We start from the raw sequence: 16,531 nt of genomic DNA on the forward strand, positions 1-16,531 counted from the left end.
AAAGAGTGCTTCAATGAATTCTTCGCCGTTAAAGCTGCGCAAATCATCAATACCCTCGCCAACGCCGATGTAGCGAATGGGAATAGCAAACTGATCGGCAATGGCAAAAATAACACCGCCCTTGGCCGTCCCGTCGAGCTTAGTTAATGTGATGCCGGTTAATCCTACAGCCTGATCAAACAATTTGGCCTGGCTAACTGCATTCTGACCGGTGCCCGCGTCAAGCGTGAGCATTACTTCGTGAGGTGCTGACGGGTTGATCTTCTTCATCACCCGTACCACTTTTTTCAACTCTTCCATTAAGTTGTCTTTATTTTGCAGACGCCCGGCTGTATCGGCGATAAGTATATCAATACCGCGAGCTTTAGCCGATTGCAAGGCATCAAACAATACAGACGCACTATCGGAACCCGTTGGCTGTGCGATTACCGGAATATGGTTTCGCTCTCCCCACACCTGCAATTGCTCAACCGCGGCGGCACGGAATGTATCGCCAGCTGCCAGCATGACCTTCTTACCCTGCTGCTGGAACTGCTTAGCCAGTTTGCCAATAGTGGTGGTTTTCCCAACGCCATTTACACCGACCATCAGGATCACAAACGGGCCATCGGCTTTATTGTGACGGGCAATGACTTCGGGTAACGGTTTATCCACATTCGTGAGCAGGCCTTTTAACTGCCCTTTTAGCAACTGATACAGCGCATCGCCATCTTTTAGCTGAGAGATTTTGGCTTGCTCAGTTAACCGTTTGATAATTTTACCCGTGGTGTCCATTCCCACATCTGCAACCAATAACTGCGTTTCGAGCTCCTCGTATAGCTCTTCATCAATCGTTTTGCCTTTAAACAGGCTAACAATGCCACTGCCCAGATTGGCCTTGGTGCGCGACAAGCTGGCTTTCAGACGGCCGAAAAACGAAGCTTTCTCTTCTGCGGGTGGTACAGCCTTAGTGACGGGTTTTGCCACGGGCTCGCTGGATGGAACGGAATCTGGTACTACCGGTGCCGGGGGCGATGCCTCATCCACTGCACTAACAGCCTCAGGCTCGATGGTGGCAACGGGCTCTGTTGGAGTAGCTGTATTTACGGGCGCTGACTCTACAGGCGTAGCACCCTGTACATTTGCAGCTGGTGCTTCACTTTGTGTTTTTTCTTCGGGCTTTTTCTTGTTCAACCAGCCAAAAAGTTTAGACATAGTGCTGATAAATCCTTACTGAGATTCCGCGTTGTGCGGTAAACTGGAGACAAATTCAATCAATATCGGCGAATCATAGCATTCTCTGGCACAATGAATCGAGTAGCAAAAAAATCTCAGCGTCCATCCGGGCGGAGCGGCAGTGTAAGGATCATTAGCGGGCAATGGCGCGGAAGGCGCTTGCCAGTGCTGGATGCGGAAGGACTAAGACCCAGTACAGATCGCACCCGGGAGACCCTATTTAATTGGTTAATGGCTGACGTACAGGACGCCCGGGTACTGGATGTGTTTGCGGGCTCAGGTGTACTGGGTATGGAATCCTTGTCGCGTTTTGCCAGCGAAGCCACCTTTATTGAAAAGAATAGTCAGGCGGCAGGTCAGTTGAAAAAGAACCTGGCATTGCTCAAAGCACAAGCCACTGTGCACCAGGGTGATGCTCTGCAAGTGTTGCCCGCCTTATCAGGCCCTTTTGACCTTATCTTTATCGATCCACCTTTTCAACACAATCTGGTTAACCCTGCCCTACAAGCTTTACAGCAACATGGGTTAATAGCCGAATCAGCAAAAATCTACGTTGAACAGGAAGTCGGTGCCCCGCCATTGCTGCTACCCCAAGGAGCAAGTGTGTTGAAACACAAGCAAACCGGGCAATTCAGTTATTACCTGTTAACCGCCTGACTTTAAGGCGGTTAACAAAGCCATTCACTGGCTAATCCCGTTCGATTCCAATATTGCTGATCCCTTCACTGGCGGCAATATCTTTCAGCGTTTTTAACATGTCCAGCCATGGCTGATCACTTTGCACTGCATCCAGCAGTTCCTGTTGAATGGCAATTTCAAACTGCATGAGTGGGTGAGTTTTTACTGTTTCGTCAGTGGCTTCTCCGGTAGCCAACAGATAGGCTTCCACACTGCCCTGGGACAGCTTGCTCACCACTACCGCCCCTTGCGGGTCTTCTTTTAAAATCAGATTAATGGTAGCCGACATCGCGATAGCCGCATCAATAGCAGGATATACACCGTAGTTATCAAAATCATTGGTATCCGGCGTGGCTTCTTCTACCTTTTCCAGTTGCGTTGCAAAATTCACTTTACTTTTAGGGTTAGCCAGCACTTCCCACATTAAATTCAGGCAGTGGCTAAGCACGGTGGGATCCCCAAACTCAGTGACCTCACAAAAAAGCTGATAATTGGGCACCATTCTATCCAGCAGCGCTACGCTGAACGCAATTGCATTTCGGCCTTCTAACGCGCGCACTTGCGCAAACGTGGACAATTTATTATTCAAAATACCTCTCCGGGCTAACCTACTTGCGAAAAGTACGTGCCGACACCGTTTAAAAACATTTGTATTGCAATCATCACCAGAATCATGCCCATCAGCCGCTCCATAGCAGCCAGGCCTCGCTCGCCAAGTATACGATGAAATACACCAGAAAAAAGTAAAATGGCAGCACTGACCAGCCAGGCAGCGCCCAATGCCAGCGCCCAATCCGCCATTCTATCCGGACTTTGATTCGACAATAAAATTAATGCGGCCAATGTAGAAGGCCCGGCAATCATGGGAATAGCTAACGGCACGATGTAAGGCTCTTCGCCTGCTGCCAATCCAATCGGGCTGGTGCCTTTTACCGGAAAAATCATCTTCAATGCAATTAAAAACAAAATAATACCGCCAGCGATGCTCACGGTTTCCTGTTTAACGTTGAGAAAATCCAGTACTGCCTGTCCGCTAAACAGAAACACATACAAAATAACCAGCGCAAACAACAACTCACGAATCAAAATGAATCGGCGTCGTTTAGGCTCAATCATTTTCAGTACCGACATAAAGATCGGCAGGTTACCCAGCGGGTCCATAATCAAAAACAGCATGACCGCTGCAGACCAGGTATCCATTAATTTTCCTCTTATTAAAAATGCACTCTTGCCATAGAGATTGTTGACTACTGGCATTTTTGCCCGGCAGAACAAACATTAACTTTTTATTCACAAACAGACATTTTTGCGCTTTACTCTATTTACCTCTAACAACACAGGTTGCAAAGATGAGCTTAATGACTGTGCGGGAAGTAGCTGACTTCCTCAATGTACAAGAAATTCGGGTAGAACGATTACAACGTGAAAGTTTACTGGTAGCCAAAGATAAAGACCAGGCAGGTAGCCCATTGTTCGACCGCACCGATGTAGAAAAATACAAAGCGCTTGCCGAGCGTCTTGGCGGTATCTGACGCACATCGGAACCCTTCTCAGCAAGTACAATAAAACCGTCCCGCTAAAACAGGACGGTGTTGTCTTTATTTACTTATTCTGCTGAGCGAAGAAAAGCTGCAAGCGTCTTTATGCCCGCACCTGTACCACCTGCCGGCATCTCGGCGTTAGCACTACCGTGGTAAGCGGCTGCCAGATCTAAATGCAGCCAGCCTTGTTCGTTACCGGTAACAAAACGCGATAAGAAGCCCGCAGCATTGGATGCACCACCTGCACCACCACCTTTTTGCGCCCGCGAGTTTGCTGTATCAGCAAATGCAGAAGGGCAACGGTCCTGGTGCCAGGTTTCCAAAGGTAACGGCCAGAATTTTTCTTGTTCAGTCTTAGCCACGTCCAGCAGCGTTTGTGACAACGCGGGGTTCAGACTAAATACCGCGTGATAGTCGTAGCCCAACGCTACCGTAGCGGCTCCGGTGAGAGTGGCGGCATCTACAATATACTTAGCCTGCGATTCCACGGCGGCGATTAAGCCATCGGCAAGTACCAATCGGCCTTCGGCATCGGTATTTACGATTTCCACACTGGTACCGTTTTTATAGGTAAGAATGTCGCCTAATTTATAGGCATGCCCGCTCACCAGGTTTTCTGCACAGCACAGATATAATTTTACGCGTTTATTCAACCCTTGCATGATGGCTAGCCCTAAAGCGCCCGTCACCGTTGCAGCACCGCCCATGTCACACTTCATGTCCAGCATACCTTCGCTTGATTTCATACTGTAACCACCGCTGTCGAAGGTAATCCCTTTGCCTACCAGCGCCGTTGACACTGGCGTATTGCTTTCTCCTGCTGGATTGTAATCCAGTTGCAGGAACACGGGTTCACGGTCACTCCCACGCCCTACATTGTAGATCCCTGTCCAGCCCTGCGCCTGCAGCGCTTCACCGGCTATCAGCTGATAACTCACGGCATCGGGTGCCAGCGACTTTAACCAGTCAGCCGCGCGTTGAGCCAACGCCATTGGCGATAACACTTCTGGCGTGTCATTGATAAGCTTGCGCGTAAACAACAGCGCCGAGAATGCCTTTTCTAACTCTGCTTTGTCGCTGTTGTCGCAAAACACAACCCGGCCGGGTCTGAAAGCCCGCGTAAAACTGCCCGCAAATGTCCATTGCTCGTTTTTCTCCCACGTTCCATCCAGTACCACAACGGGTATATTCATGCTGTCGAGTTGACGAGCAGCCCGACGGATAACCCGCAACCGATCCTGCTTTTCATTAATGTGAATCAGCGCCTGATCACCGGAAATACTCAGCACGGCTTTTTCACCCCAACTCAGCGCAGCAGGGGTATCCGTGATCTTCACTTGCATGTCAGTCATAATGTCCTCATGTTTTATAACGTGATTCGTTTATGCAGTTTACTTCACCTTTGCTACGCGGCACACTGATTCGTCGATACAAACGCTTTTTTGCCGATATATTGCTCGATTCCGGCGAACACATCACTGCGCACTGCCCCAATACCGGCGCAATGACAGGATGTGCTGAACCTGGCTTTATTACCTATGTGAGCCCTGCTAACAACCCCAAGCGTAAACTTAAATTCACATGGGAACTGGTCTTTACCCCACAACAGCACTGGATTGGGATTAACACTCAGCATGCCAACACGTTGGCCAGCGAAGCGATTAAACAGGGTATTCACCCATTGTTTGAACACTTACAGGCGGTTCGCCGAGAAGTAAAAGCGCCAGATGGTCAATCAAGGTTTGATTTCTGCCTGACCCAACAGGATAATTCACTCTGTTATCTGGAAGTTAAATCCGTTACCCTGGCAAACGGTAAACAGGGCTATTTTCCAGACGCGGTAACCACAAGAGGCACAAAACATGTGCAAGGACTTGCCGAACTTGCAAGAACCGGTGTTGATACCTGTCTGTTCTTTTGTGTGCAGCACAGCGCTATTGAACAGGTCAGTGTTGCCCACCACATAGACCCAGCCTATGCTTTAGCAGTGGAGGATGCTGTGGCCGCCGGCGTAAAAGTACTTGCCGTAAGCTGTAAAATGAGTGAAGAAAAAATCACTATAAATCAATTACTCCCGGTTATTTTGTAAAAAAAGAGTTGATTTTTAAGATTTGGACGGCATATTTGCGGCTTGCTGAAAAAAGCCCGCATTTTTTATGGGTGCGGCAATAGCGCATACGATTAATAGGAAACGTGTGCCGTAATCAGTTAAAGACACTTTACGTTGCCTGTACAACACGATTCTGTTATAGATAACCGTTTATTTCAGGACATTTAGGGTGTCGTAGTGTAGGAGATGTGGCACATGCCAGCTGAGAAAGAAACCAAATCCCTTGGCCTTTTGGCACTTGCCGGGCTTACCCCGTACCAGTCAAAAGACAACGAAGAGTATATGAACGAAGCTCAAATGGAGCATTTTCGTTTAATACTGAAAGCCTGGCGTAATCAGTTGCGTGAAGAAGTGGATCGCACTGTTTCGCACATGAAAGATGAAGCGGCAAATTTCCCGGACCCAGTTGATCGTGCAGCTCAGGAAGAGGAATTCAGTCTGGAGCTGAGAACGCGGGATCGCGAACGCAAGCTGATTAAGAAGATTGAGAAAACCCTGAAACGCATTGAAGAAGACGATTTTGGCTTCTGCGACTCCTGTGGTATCGAAATCGGTATTCGCCGTTTAGAAGCCAGACCCACTGCAGACTTGTGTATTGACTGCAAAACCATGGCTGAAATAAAAGAGAAGCAACTGCAGGGTTAATCCTTGTAGCCATATCGGCCTGTTTTTATAAGCAGGTCGTTTGCTTCGCTACTTAACCTTTGCCTCACCACTGTGATGCAGGATTTCTTGTCCCCTATTTCCACTAATTCATCCCAAAACGGATACGTCGGCAGGTTTGCTCCGTCACCGACAGGTCCCTTGCATTTTGGATCATTGCTTGCGGCACTCGCCAGCTACTTAGACGCGCGGGCGAATAACGGTCGATGGATCCTGCGCATGGAAGATATCGATCAACCGCGATGTGTAGACGGTGCCGATCAGCTTATTATGCAAGCACTGTTAGCCCACGGACTCCAATGGGATGGCGATGTATGGTATCAATCTGCGCGTTTACCTGTATATCAGGCTGTAATTCAGCGGCTAACAGCGCAGCAGCAGGTCTATGGCTGTGTTTGCACCCGTAAGCAAATTCGGGCGCAGGGTGGCGTTTATCCAGGCACTTGCCGCACGGCCGGTCATTCAACCGCGGGACACGCCGTCAGGTTGCAATGTAACAGCATTGTGACGTCTTTCTCCGATGCCATCCTGGGGCAAATTTGTGTCACCGAGCCACACGCACTGGAAGATACGTTACTGCAGCGCAGCGATGGCATTTACAGTTACAATCTTGTGGTGGTGGTGGACGATATCGCCCAGGGCGTAACGCATATTGTACGGGGCAGTGATTTACTGGATACCACCGCCGCCCACCTTACCTTGTATAAAATACTTGATGCCAAAGCCCCCGCGTATGCCCATATTCCGGTAGCAGCAACAGCGAAAGGGCGAAAATTAAGTAAGCAAAACCACGCCAGGGCGTTGGATTTGGCCACCCCAGAAGACAACTTGCTACGCGCTTTGGCCTTTTTGGGTCTGTCTTCAGTGAAAGGCGACACGGTATCAGATATATTAGACGCCGCTACTGCAAACTGGCAGTATGGAAATGTGCCTAAAATGCAGGAAGTTATTGTCGATGAGGCAGAATCTACTTATCATACCGGCCGAAATAATTGAGGAGTAATCACCATCATTACCCGTGTTCTGGACAAGATGAAGCGAGTGCTAAGCCGCGAGAGCAATAACACCACACTGAAAGGTGTTGTGATCCCAAGGGCTGAACACTGTATTTCCAGAGAAGACATCAGCGACAATGCGCTTAAAGTGATGTACCGGCTAAACAACGCCGGATTCGATGCGTATTTGGTTGGGGGCTGTGTACGCGACCTGATGCTCGGACATAAACCGAAAGACTTTGATGTGGTTACCAACGCAACGCCTGAACAAATCAAAGAACTATTCCGCAACTGCCGCTTAATCGGCCGACGCTTCAGACTGGCCCATGTGGTTTTTGGTCGCGAAATTATTGAAGTAGCTACTTTCCGTGGTCACCACAGTGATGAAACCAGCAGCGCTAAGCAAGACGAACAGGGCCAGTTAGTCCGGGATAACGTGTTTGGCACAATTGAAGAAGATGCTGAACGCCGCGATTTTACCTTTAACGCCATGTATTACGATGTGGCAACATTCTCGGTAACTGACTTCGCCAATGGCGTTAACGCCATTAATCGGCGCGAAGTAGAATTAATTGGCGATCCTGATGTACGTTATCGCGAAGATCCTGTTCGCATGCTGCGCGCGGTGAGATTCGCAGCCAAGCTCGGCATGAATATCACGCCCCGTTCTGCAAAACCTATTTTGGCCCATGGCCATTTGCTAAGCAACATCCCGGCAGCGCGGCTATTTGAAGAAACACTTAAATTGTTTTTGTCGGGTCATGGGCTCGACACCTTTCGCCTGCTGAATCATTACAAATTGCTCGACCCACTGTTTCCGGCACTGGCGAATGTACTGCATACTAAAGACGGCAGGGAAATTCAGTTACTGGAAATCGTTCTGAAGAACACGGATGAACGTATCAACAGTGGTCAGCGCGTTACCCCTGCGTTCCTTTATGCCAGTCTGTTGTGGTATCCGGTTGAAGAGCATGCCTTGAAACTGCAGTCGGAAGCAGGATTAAACAGTAACGATGCATTTAATATTGCGATGGGCGACATATTGCACAAACAAACCCTACGTATAATGATCCCGAAGCGCTTCAGTACTGTGATAAGAGATATCTGGATTCTACAACAGCGTTTGCCCCGTAGATTTGGTCGTCGCGCGTTCCAGTTATTATCGCACCCTAAATTCAGAGCAGGTTATGACTTCTTATTGGCCAGGGGGCAGGTAGAAGGCGGACAAACGCTCGAACTGGCAGATTGGTGGACGCAATTCCAGCATGCCGATGCGGGCAAGCAAAAGAAACTCCTAAACCAACTGCGTCAACATGAAGGGTCTGCACCGCGTAAACGCCGTCGCCCGCGCAAGTCAAAGCCTGAAGATCATGCAGAGTAGCCGTGTATTCGTTGGCCTGGGTAGTAATCTGGGCGATTCTGTTGGACAACTCGTTGCTGCCATAACGGCAATTAACGACCTGGAACATACACAGGTTGTGCATACGTCGTCATTTTACCAAAGCAAGCCAATGGGACCGCCTGACCAGCCGCCCTACGTCAATGCAGTTGCCAAATTAACCACCACAATGACGCCGCATGATTTATTACGTGGGCTTCAAAAGATTGAAACCGCACTCGGCCGAATTCGCGATGGTGAGCGTTGGGGACCTCGTACGGTTGACCTGGACATTTTGTTGTTTGGTGAAGAAGTCATCGACACACCGGAGCTTACCGTGCCGCATTACGGTATGGCAGAGCGGGAATTTGTTCTGGTACCTCTGTTTGAAATTGCCCCGGAGCTGATTATGCCAGATGGCCATCCCTTATCGGTTTGGGTGTCACGCTGTTCTCTGGACGGCTTAAAACGCCTTCCCTCTTCCATTCGCACGTAAAATACGTATAGTCCCGTGTATCCTGTTTAGGAGATCACTTATGAAAAAAATAACCATTTCTACCCTATTAGCCAAAAAGCAAGCGGCAGAGAAAATTACTGCCTTAACCGCTTACGATGCCAGTTTTGCCAAGCTGTTCGACGAACAGGGTATTGATATACTGCTTATCGGCGATTCACTGGGTATGGTGTTACAAGGACAGGACAGTACGCTACCGGTTACCACACAAGACGTTGCTTACCACACACGCTGCGTGCGTGCGGGAGCCGAACGGGCCTTTGTGATTGCGGATATGCCCTTTATGTCTTATTCCACGCCAGAGCAAACCTATCTCAATGCTGCTACCTTAATGGCAGCGGGAGCCAGTATGGTAAAACTGGAAGGCGGGCGCTGGCTTGCTGAGTCTATCAGTGGCTTGCGCGACAGGGGGGTACCAGTTTGTGGTCACCTTGGTTTAACGCCGCAATCGGTAAATGTGTTTGGCGGTTTCAAAGTGCAAGGCCGGGAATCTGACAAAGCACAGCAATTGCTGGACGACGCGTTGGCACTTGAACAGGCCGGTGCGCAACTGCTGGTATTGGAACTGGTTCCCACCTCACTTGCCAAGCGCATTAGTCAGGCACTCACCATTCCGGTTATTGGCATTGGCGCAGGCCCTCATACAGATGGTCAGATACTGGTAATGCACGACATGTTTGGGATCAGTGCCAACTATATGCCTAAGTTTTCCAAAAACTATTTAACTGAAACCGGTGATCTTCGAGAAGCGGTTAACCGGTATATAGAGCAGGTTAAAGCCGTTGAATTTCCTGGTCCGGAACACAGCTTCGAGTAATTATGAAATTTATAGAAACCCTGAGCACTTTACGTGAGACCCGCCAGCAGTGGCGGCAGGCACAGCTGCGCGTCGCGTTTGTTCCCACTATGGGCAACCTGCACGATGGCCACATCGAGTTAGTCCGGCAAGCCAGACAACGGGCAGATGTAGTAATCGTATCAATTTTCGTAAACCCGATGCAGTTTGGTGCGAACGAAGACCTTGATGCCTACCCCCGTACGTTGGACGCAGATAAAGCCAAACTCCATGCCGAAGGGGTTGAAGCGTTGTTTTTCCCGGCAGCCAGCGATATTTACCCTCGCGGTCTTAACGAACAAACGTTTGTGGAAGTGCCCGGCATATCCGAACTGTGGTGTGGCGCCAGCCGTCCTGGGCATTTTCGTGGGGTCGCTACCATTGTGTGCAAGCTATTTAACATGGTTCAGCCTGATGTGGCTTGTTTTGGCGAAAAAGACTTTCAGCAGCTTCAGGTTATCCGCACCATGGTGGAAGACTTGTCGTTGCCAATCGAAATTGTCGGTATTCCAACCCGAAGACAGGCTGACGGATTGGCTCTGAGTTCAAGAAATGGGTATTTATCGGAAGCTGAGCGCAAACAAGCCACCCAGATTTACGCCACAATGAACGCGATGCGCGATGCGCTATGCAACCGCATAGCGTCTCAGGCGACGATTATTAATCAGGCAGTATCGCAGTTGGAAGACGCAGGATTCAAACGCGACTATGTTGCGGTATGCAATGCCCGGACTTTGCAGCCTGCAAAAGATAGCGATACCGATCTGGTTATTTTGATCGCCGCCTTTATGGGCAAAACACGTCTTATCGACAATCTGCATTTTTCCCGATAAATCGTCTATCTGGTCTTAACGAAACTTATCCATGAGTTTCGTTAAGACTTTTGCTGCAGCTCACCCCTAAATCTTTGCAGCCCTTTCATCCCACTGCTACGCTTATTAAACAAACTTGCATTTCTGTTTTAGCGAGGCACACCTTTGACCAAAGCCATTTCCCGGCAACAGACAATCATTGATGAGCTAAACGGCTTTTTTGGTGATAATAAGTTTCTGTTTAAACTTATCGATAGCTGTGTGCTGGATGGGATCTGGTATTGGGATCTGGAAAGCGAAGGGCGAGGATGGATGAGCGACGCCTTTTGGGGCATGCTGGGATACGATGCAATAATTAAACAAACCCAGACTGCACAATGGGAGTCTTACATTGATGAAAACGATTTAAACGAATTACTCACTAATGTTAAGAAACATACCTCACTCCCCTCGCACCAAATAGATCAGATTGTCCGATTTCAACACCGCAACAACAATGTTGTATGGGTTAGGATTCGAGCAGTAGCAATTCGCAATAAAGAGGCAAAGCCTATCCGGATTGTTGGTACATTAACCAATATCTCAACGCTTCAACAACAAGCCATTCATCGAACAGAAAATGCCCAAATGCAATCATCCGCATTGCAAAAGCAAAGCCTGGTACTTGAAGAGCTTGAGCAGATTGCAGAAATTGGCACCTGGGAAATGGATCTGCTTACGGGCGAAATAAGCTGGAGCCAACAAACTCGTCGTATTCACGATGTACCCGACGATTATGAACCTAATCTCTCATCGGGTATTAATTTTTATAAAGAGGGCGAGAGCAGACTACAAATAACCCATGCTATCGAAAAAGGTATGAGTGAAGGACGTCCCTGGGCGCTGGAACTCGAATTAACCACGGCATTCGGACGCCAAGTTTGGGTAAGAACGCTGGGTAAGCCATTTTTTGAGAATGGCAAATGCGTAAGACTGTTTGGTGTTATGCAAGACATCACACGTCAAAGGAAAGAAAAGGAAGCACTGCAAACTGCAAAATCCGAGGCGATTAACAACGCATTACGCATGCAACTTGCCCATGATTCGATGGAAATGGGTATTTGGGAATGGGATATTTCCTGTGGCGAGTTACAGTGGGATAAGGCCATGTTAACGTTGTATGGAATCAGTGAAGCACAATTTACTGGTAGTTTTTCAGATTGGGAAAACAGGATACACCCTGACGATTTGGTGCCCGCTACAGAGCTGCTAAACAAAGCCATTTCCGGGCAAAAGCGTTTTGATACGCAATTTAGAATTATATTACCCGACCAACAAATTCGACATATCAAAGCCAATGCATTGGTTATATCGGATAACGCAGGCAACCCGATTAAAATGATCGGCGTGAATTATGACGTATCAGATAAAGTGGAAACACTTGCAACGCTTGAGCAGGAAAAATTAAAGGCCGAAGCTGCCTCTAGAGCCAAGAGTGCCTTTCTAGCCAATATGAGTCACGAGATTCGTACGCCAATGAATGCCATACTGGGTGGATTACAGCTGCTGAAACATGCAGACCTGGACGACACACTCGAAGATATCTTACACAAGGCCACGTTCTCAGCCCAAAGTCTGCTCACCATTATTAATGACGTGCTGGATTACTCTAAAATTGAATCAGACATGTTACTGCTGGAGAATAAGCCTTTCTCTATGCAGGATGTTGTTGAATCAGTTGAATACGATTTGCAGCCTTTGGTAAACAACCAAGGGATCACGCTGAAAACACATATTGCCAGTGACTTTCCGGATACCTGGCTTGGGGATATGGTTAGAGTAAAACAAATATTACTCAATATTGCTTCCAATGCTGTTAAATTCACTTCCGAAGGACACGTTGAAATCCATTTAGCTTGTACCGAATACCAAAAGGGCACTGCCATCTCAATTGCGATATCGGATACTGGCATTGGCATGAGCGAAGAAGCCTGTAAGCATATTTTTGACCGCTTCACTCAGGCTGATTCGTCCATTACCCGCAAGTTTGGCGGCACCGGATTGGGTATGTCGATATCCATGAATCTTGCCCGACTAATGAACGGCGATATTCAAATACAAAGTAAAGAGGGTGTCGGTACTAAGGTTACCGTCATTCTCCCGCTGGAAAGAGACGTTAGCATTCAGGAAGGCAATCAAGATGATACACCCGAAGTACCCAGTTTAACTGGCAAAAAAGTGCTGGTTGCTGAAGACAACCTGATTAATCAGGCTGTTGTTGAGGCATTTTTGGCTGAAACCCATGCGGAGGTTACGCTGGTAGAAAACGGCCGACAAGCAGTAGAAGCGGTTACCAATCAGGATTTTGATGTCGTATTAATGGACATTCAAATGCCGGAGATGGATGGTTTGCAAGCCCAAAAGGCTATTTCAACACTGAACAAAAACATTCCTATTATTGCTATTACGGCCAATGTCATGGCGTCGGATATCGAAGATTACCAGAAACGAGGGTTTTCAGGTCACATTTGCAAACCTGTAGACGCGAAGGTGTTGTACTCAATGTTAAAGACACATATCAATCCACAAAGTCTTCCCGAAACGGCAGAGCACTAGAATAAGCTATTAATTATTCGCCACTTTGGCCAATAAATTGTCGGCAGGTAATAACTCTTGCCACACCTTATTGCGCATCGCTATTTCGTGCTGTTCCTTGAGAATGGCTTGCAGGTCTGCTGTTGTGGTAAGCGGATTCGCCAGAACGACCCGGAATACCGTAATGGGATAGGCACCGTATTTGGGACTCTCCAGTCGCGTACGCGAAACAAATGACTTGCCGGCCTCACGCTGTAATTTCTGCACATTCACAACTAATTTGTCCACTTTGCCATTCAATCGTTGGGCTTTTCCTGCGGGTAATGAAATTAGTTTCTGTTGGACCGATTGTGGCAGCACGCGGTAGGTTAGCAAAGACAAAATAGGCGAAGTAACCAATTCAAAGTCGGGGTGTTCATCTATCATTTTGGCAAATTGCTTTGCTTTATCAATACTTTGATTTATGAGCAGTTCGTAGCCGCGGCGTCCCAATATATGCAACGATGAGTACACCATCATTGCCATACCATTGCGGGAACCTTCCAGCGTAGTCGCGCCAAGATCTTTTGAGCCTTCGCGCAAAATGTATTGCGCGTGATGACGCACTGCATTGGCATCTTCAGGGTTTTTAAACAGGGTCATACCCGCGCCCATGGGCACGTACATTTGCTTGTGAGCATCGATAGTGACGGAATCAGCACGCTCGATACCCTTCATAATGGGACGATAGTTCTGCGAAAACAGTGTTGCGCCACCCCAGGCAGCGTCGACGTGGAACCAGCAACCCAGCTCCTTAGCCACATCTGCCAACTCATCCAGAGGGTCAACATGGCCGGTTTCGGTGGTACCGCCAATGCCAACAATTGCCAGCAGGCGATTCCCTTGTTCCTGATACATTTTGCCGGCTTTTAGTGCAACCGCAGGATCGAGTACCTGATCAGGGCAAGGTTGCGTTAATAAACTTTCACGCCCAATCCCCAGCAGGTCAACGGCTTTAGACAGGCTGTAATGCCCCCGCTTAGAACACAGTACACCCAGGTTGTTAATGTTATAGTGGCGAAGCGCGCTGGCTAAACCAGCTCGAGCCACACCAGCAAACCCGGCATCGGGGCCAAGCATCTTGTTTCGGGCAACCCAAAGCGCTGTGATATTTGCAACCGTTCCTCCGGAACAAAACGCCCCCAAAGCATGACGGGCACTGTGCAAATACTTTTGGTAGAAAGGTTCTGATTGCTCATAAACCAGGTTGTGCATCATCCCCAGCACTTGGCGCTCTAACGGCGTAAATGCTTTTGAGGTTTCAATCTTTACCAGGTTCTGGTTGAGTCCGACCAGCAGCTTAGACAATGACAAGTGGAAATAGGGCAACGCTGACGTCATGTGGCCAATAAACGTAGGTGCATAGGTATTTACCGAATGGGCCACCAGCTTATCGAGCAGGTGTTCGGCATGCGTTGAAACGAATTCAGGTGATTCAGGCATGGCTGCATCAGCAAAATCCTGCTCCACCTCTTCCAGAGACGTTTTCTTGGTTACAACATGTTGCGACAAAAAATCAAGAATATTGTCGGAAAGGTGTTGTTCAATTTGTGCCAGCTTGGAGTCTTTGTGTTCAGGTTTAGTGAATACCCGGAACAGGTGCTCTAAGCTTACTTGTGCTTCACCCACACTACACACCTCTCGAATAAATATAGATCTCTGTGGTCGTTCTTACTCAAACTACTACACCACAGCAACGCGATACGGCAACGCCTGAAACTCATCCTGTAAACTTAGCGACGAGCTTTCTTACTCATACCGCACTTTATCGCAGAATGCCTGTTACACCAAGTGCCATAAAGTCTAATATGCCAGCAGCCGGTAATAACAGGGCAACGATTATAAGGATTTTAACGTAAAAGCCTACGAAAAGTGTAACACTACTGACACAAACGGCTACTTTCGCAGCATTTTCATGCACTTTCAGGTATTTGCGTCAATACTGCGAAGTACCCAGCAGTCTTGCCCACTACGCAGGTATTTTTCCTCAAACGGAGTAATTGGTGTAGTAGTTTCAACCCTATCAATACGTGTGGACTTGCCATAAAGTTCGCAGGCTCTGGCGAACTCCTGTAAATAAAGTAACCAGTTGCTGCGTACTTCAATTATTGGCGCGATTGCCATTAAGTCAGGCATCGCCGGGCCGCTGTGCCAACGCTTTTGGACCTGGGCAGACTTGGGATAAGGATTGGGGTATAACAAATAATGTTGTTCTATTTGCCACGCAGCGTCTGGCTGCGCCTGTCGCAGTAAGCGCCAGAAGTCGTTTACATCGGCGCGAAAAACCCGGTAATTACTGGCATTGTTGTGATAGTGGGCATGTTTTTGTATGCGCAAATCTGATTTATCCAGCCCTACTACTTTCGCATCCGGAAATCGCGTTGCAAGGGTAGCGGTGCTTTTTCCAACGCCACAACAGGAATCAATGATCAAAGGCCCCTGCCAGTCACCCAGCCACTCGGTAAAGGCGTTAAACGCCTGTTGTGTATGCGCCGATACCGGGCGTTTATGCTCACTAGTCCTATAGCGGGCCACCAGCGCTTCAAGTTTGTCGTGAATACCCGGCTGGGTGGTTTCCACGGTGCGAGAATTGCCCTGCATAGGTTACGTTCTGATGCCGGTGCCGCGCTTTAACAGCATGTATGCCACACTGAACAACGCGATATTAAAAATCACCAGTACGCCAATGGCTACGCCAACATTGACATCTGACACCCCCAAAAAGCCATAGCGGAAGCCGTTCACCATGTACACAATAGGATTGGCTTTACTCACCCATTGCCAGAATTCCGGCAACAATGACAATGAATAGAACACACCGCCCAGATAGGTTAGCGGCGTGAGCACAAACGTAGGGATAAGGCTAATGTCGTCGAAGGTTTTGGCAAAAATGCCATTGACTAAACCGGCCGTTGCAAACAGCGTGGCAGTTAACAGTAACGTGATAATAATCACCGGCAGACTGTGAATACTGACATCCACAAACCACATGGATACTGCCGATACAATTAAACCGATCAGGATAGCTCTGGCCACACCGCCACCAACGTACCCCATAATAATGACCCACACCGGTACCGGTGCTACCAGCATTTCTTCCAGATTGCGCTGGAACTTGGCGCTGAAAAACGACGAAGATACATTGGCGTAGGAGTTTGTGATCACCGACATCATAAT

The 16,531-nt window shown here is 48.3% G+C and carries 17 protein-coding genes; 10 read left to right on the forward strand and 7 right to left on the reverse strand.

The features are described 5' to 3' along the window. On the reverse strand, nt 1-1,194 hold a 1,194-nt coding region (gene ftsY / locus ACLR2L_RS12265), incomplete at its 3' end, for a signal recognition particle-docking protein FtsY (RefSeq protein WP_413368495.1). 93 nt (nt 1,195-1,287) lie between these two features. Here ftsY and rsmD point away from each other — a divergent pair. Further along, on the forward strand, nt 1,288-1,872 hold the full coding sequence (rsmD, locus tag ACLR2L_RS12270; protein WP_413368496.1) for a 16S rRNA (guanine(966)-N(2))-methyltransferase RsmD: 585 nt from the start codon (nt 1,288-1,290) through the stop codon (nt 1,870-1,872). A gap of 31 nt (nt 1,873-1,903) precedes the next feature. Here the strand turns inward: rsmD and ACLR2L_RS12275 are convergent, their stop codons facing one another. Further along, nucleotides 1,904-2,485: a YjaG family protein gene (locus ACLR2L_RS12275; protein WP_413368509.1), complete on the reverse strand. Its 582-nt coding sequence runs from the start codon at nt 2,483-2,485 to the stop codon at nt 1,904-1,906. 11 nt (nt 2,486-2,496) lie between these two features. Continuing rightward, nucleotides 2,497-3,093, reverse strand: a complete 597-nt coding sequence (locus tag ACLR2L_RS12280) for a YhgN family NAAT transporter (protein ID WP_140958620.1) — start codon at nt 3,091-3,093, stop codon at nt 2,497-2,499. Nucleotides 3,094-3,242: 149 nt separating this feature from the next. Here ACLR2L_RS12280 and ACLR2L_RS12285 point away from each other — a divergent pair, with 149 nt between their 5' ends. After that, nucleotides 3,243-3,425, forward strand: a complete 183-nt coding sequence (locus tag ACLR2L_RS12285; protein ID WP_413368497.1) for a helix-turn-helix domain-containing protein — start codon at nt 3,243-3,245, stop codon at nt 3,423-3,425. Nucleotides 3,426-3,499: 74 nt separating this feature from the next. Here the strand turns inward: ACLR2L_RS12285 and pepB are convergent, their stop codons facing one another. Further along, the gene (pepB, locus tag ACLR2L_RS12290) at nt 3,500-4,786 is read right to left on the reverse strand and encodes an aminopeptidase PepB (RefSeq protein ID WP_413368498.1); all 1,287 of its coding nucleotides are present in this window, start codon (nt 4,784-4,786) and stop codon (nt 3,500-3,502) included. A 32-nt stretch (nt 4,787-4,818) separates the two neighbouring features. Between pepB and sfsA the strand changes: the two genes are divergently transcribed. From sfsA to ACLR2L_RS12330, 8 genes are all read left to right on the forward strand, one after another. Next, the gene (sfsA, locus tag ACLR2L_RS12295; protein WP_413368499.1) at nt 4,819-5,523 is read left to right on the forward strand and encodes a DNA/RNA nuclease SfsA; all 705 of its coding nucleotides are present in this window, start codon (nt 4,819-4,821) and stop codon (nt 5,521-5,523) included. A 216-nt stretch (nt 5,524-5,739) separates the two neighbouring features. Then, nucleotides 5,740-6,189, forward strand: a complete 450-nt coding sequence (gene dksA / locus ACLR2L_RS12300) for an RNA polymerase-binding protein DksA (protein WP_140958624.1) — start codon at nt 5,740-5,742, stop codon at nt 6,187-6,189. A 75-nt stretch (nt 6,190-6,264) separates the two neighbouring features. Then, on the forward strand, nt 6,265-7,203 hold the full coding sequence (gluQRS, locus tag ACLR2L_RS12305; protein WP_413368500.1) for a tRNA glutamyl-Q(34) synthetase GluQRS: 939 nt from the start codon (nt 6,265-6,267) through the stop codon (nt 7,201-7,203). A 36-nt stretch (nt 7,204-7,239) separates the two neighbouring features. After that, nucleotides 7,240-8,583 (forward strand): polynucleotide adenylyltransferase PcnB, encoded by a 1,344-nt coding sequence (pcnB, locus tag ACLR2L_RS12310; protein ID WP_413368501.1) that lies wholly within the window; start codon nt 7,240-7,242, stop codon nt 8,581-8,583. Continuing rightward, nucleotides 8,573-9,076, forward strand: a complete 504-nt coding sequence (gene folK / locus ACLR2L_RS12315) for a 2-amino-4-hydroxy-6-hydroxymethyldihydropteridine diphosphokinase (protein ID WP_413368502.1) — start codon at nt 8,573-8,575, stop codon at nt 9,074-9,076. The genes pcnB and folK overlap by 11 nt, the downstream gene beginning before the upstream one ends. Nucleotides 9,077-9,116: 40 nt before the next feature. Further along, nucleotides 9,117-9,911 (forward strand): 3-methyl-2-oxobutanoate hydroxymethyltransferase, encoded by a 795-nt coding sequence (gene panB / locus ACLR2L_RS12320; protein WP_413368503.1) that lies wholly within the window; start codon nt 9,117-9,119, stop codon nt 9,909-9,911. A 2-nt stretch (nt 9,912-9,913) separates the two neighbouring features. After that, a complete protein-coding gene (gene panC, locus ACLR2L_RS12325; RefSeq protein WP_413368504.1) occupies nt 9,914-10,762 on the forward strand; it encodes a pantoate--beta-alanine ligase in 849 nt (282 codons plus the stop codon). A 144-nt stretch (nt 10,763-10,906) separates the two neighbouring features. Continuing rightward, the gene (locus tag ACLR2L_RS12330) at nt 10,907-13,336 is read left to right on the forward strand and encodes a PAS domain-containing protein (protein WP_413368505.1); all 2,430 of its coding nucleotides are present in this window, start codon (nt 10,907-10,909) and stop codon (nt 13,334-13,336) included. Nucleotides 13,337-13,345: 9 nt separating this feature from the next. On the opposite strand, the gene panP is transcribed toward ACLR2L_RS12330, so the two are convergent. The 3 genes from panP to ACLR2L_RS12345 form a co-directional block, all read right to left on the reverse strand. After that, on the reverse strand, nt 13,346-14,983 hold the full coding sequence (panP, locus tag ACLR2L_RS12335; protein ID WP_413368506.1) for a pyridoxal-dependent aspartate 1-decarboxylase PanP: 1,638 nt from the start codon (nt 14,981-14,983) through the stop codon (nt 13,346-13,348). Between the two features lie 294 nt (nt 14,984-15,277). Continuing rightward, nucleotides 15,278-15,955 carry a tRNA (guanine(46)-N(7))-methyltransferase TrmB gene (gene trmB / locus ACLR2L_RS12340; RefSeq protein WP_140958631.1) on the reverse strand — a complete coding sequence of 226 codons (678 nt, stop codon included), beginning with the start codon at nt 15,953-15,955 and terminating at the stop codon, nt 15,278-15,280. Nucleotides 15,956-15,958: 3 nt separating this feature from the next. Continuing rightward, nucleotides 15,959-16,531: ABC transporter permease (locus ACLR2L_RS12345; protein ID WP_413368508.1), on the reverse strand; the 573-nt coding region annotated here is incomplete at its 5' end.

The sequence above is a fragment of the Alteromonas sp. AMM-1 genome (genome assembly GCF_047290655.1).
GTDB lineage: Bacteria > Pseudomonadota > Gammaproteobacteria > Enterobacterales > Alteromonadaceae > Alteromonas > Alteromonas mangrovi.

Coding starts and splice junctions, on each gene's coding strand:
- pepB (WP_413368498.1), bottom strand. CDS start 4,786: ATGACTGACATGCAAGTGAAGATCACGGATACCCCTGCTGCGCTGAGT.
- sfsA (WP_413368499.1), top strand. CDS start 4,819: ATGCAGTTTACTTCACCTTTGCTACGCGGCACACTGATTCGTCGATAC.
- gluQRS (WP_413368500.1), top strand. CDS start 6,265: ATGCAGGATTTCTTGTCCCCTATTTCCACTAATTCATCCCAAAACGGA.
- folK (WP_413368502.1), top strand. CDS start 8,573: ATGCAGAGTAGCCGTGTATTCGTTGGCCTGGGTAGTAATCTGGGCGAT.
- pcnB (WP_413368501.1), top strand. CDS start 7,240: ATGAAGCGAGTGCTAAGCCGCGAGAGCAATAACACCACACTGAAAGGT.
- ACLR2L_RS12280 (WP_140958620.1), bottom strand. CDS start 3,093: ATGGATACCTGGTCTGCAGCGGTCATGCTGTTTTTGATTATGGACCCG.
- rsmD (WP_413368496.1), top strand. CDS start 1,288: ATGAATCGAGTAGCAAAAAAATCTCAGCGTCCATCCGGGCGGAGCGGC.
- dksA (WP_140958624.1), top strand. CDS start 5,740: ATGCCAGCTGAGAAAGAAACCAAATCCCTTGGCCTTTTGGCACTTGCC.
- panB (WP_413368503.1), top strand. CDS start 9,117: ATGAAAAAAATAACCATTTCTACCCTATTAGCCAAAAAGCAAGCGGCA.
- panC (WP_413368504.1), top strand. CDS start 9,914: ATGAAATTTATAGAAACCCTGAGCACTTTACGTGAGACCCGCCAGCAG.
- trmB (WP_140958631.1), bottom strand. CDS start 15,955: ATGCAGGGCAATTCTCGCACCGTGGAAACCACCCAGCCGGGTATTCAC.
- ACLR2L_RS12285 (WP_413368497.1), top strand. CDS start 3,243: ATGAGCTTAATGACTGTGCGGGAAGTAGCTGACTTCCTCAATGTACAA.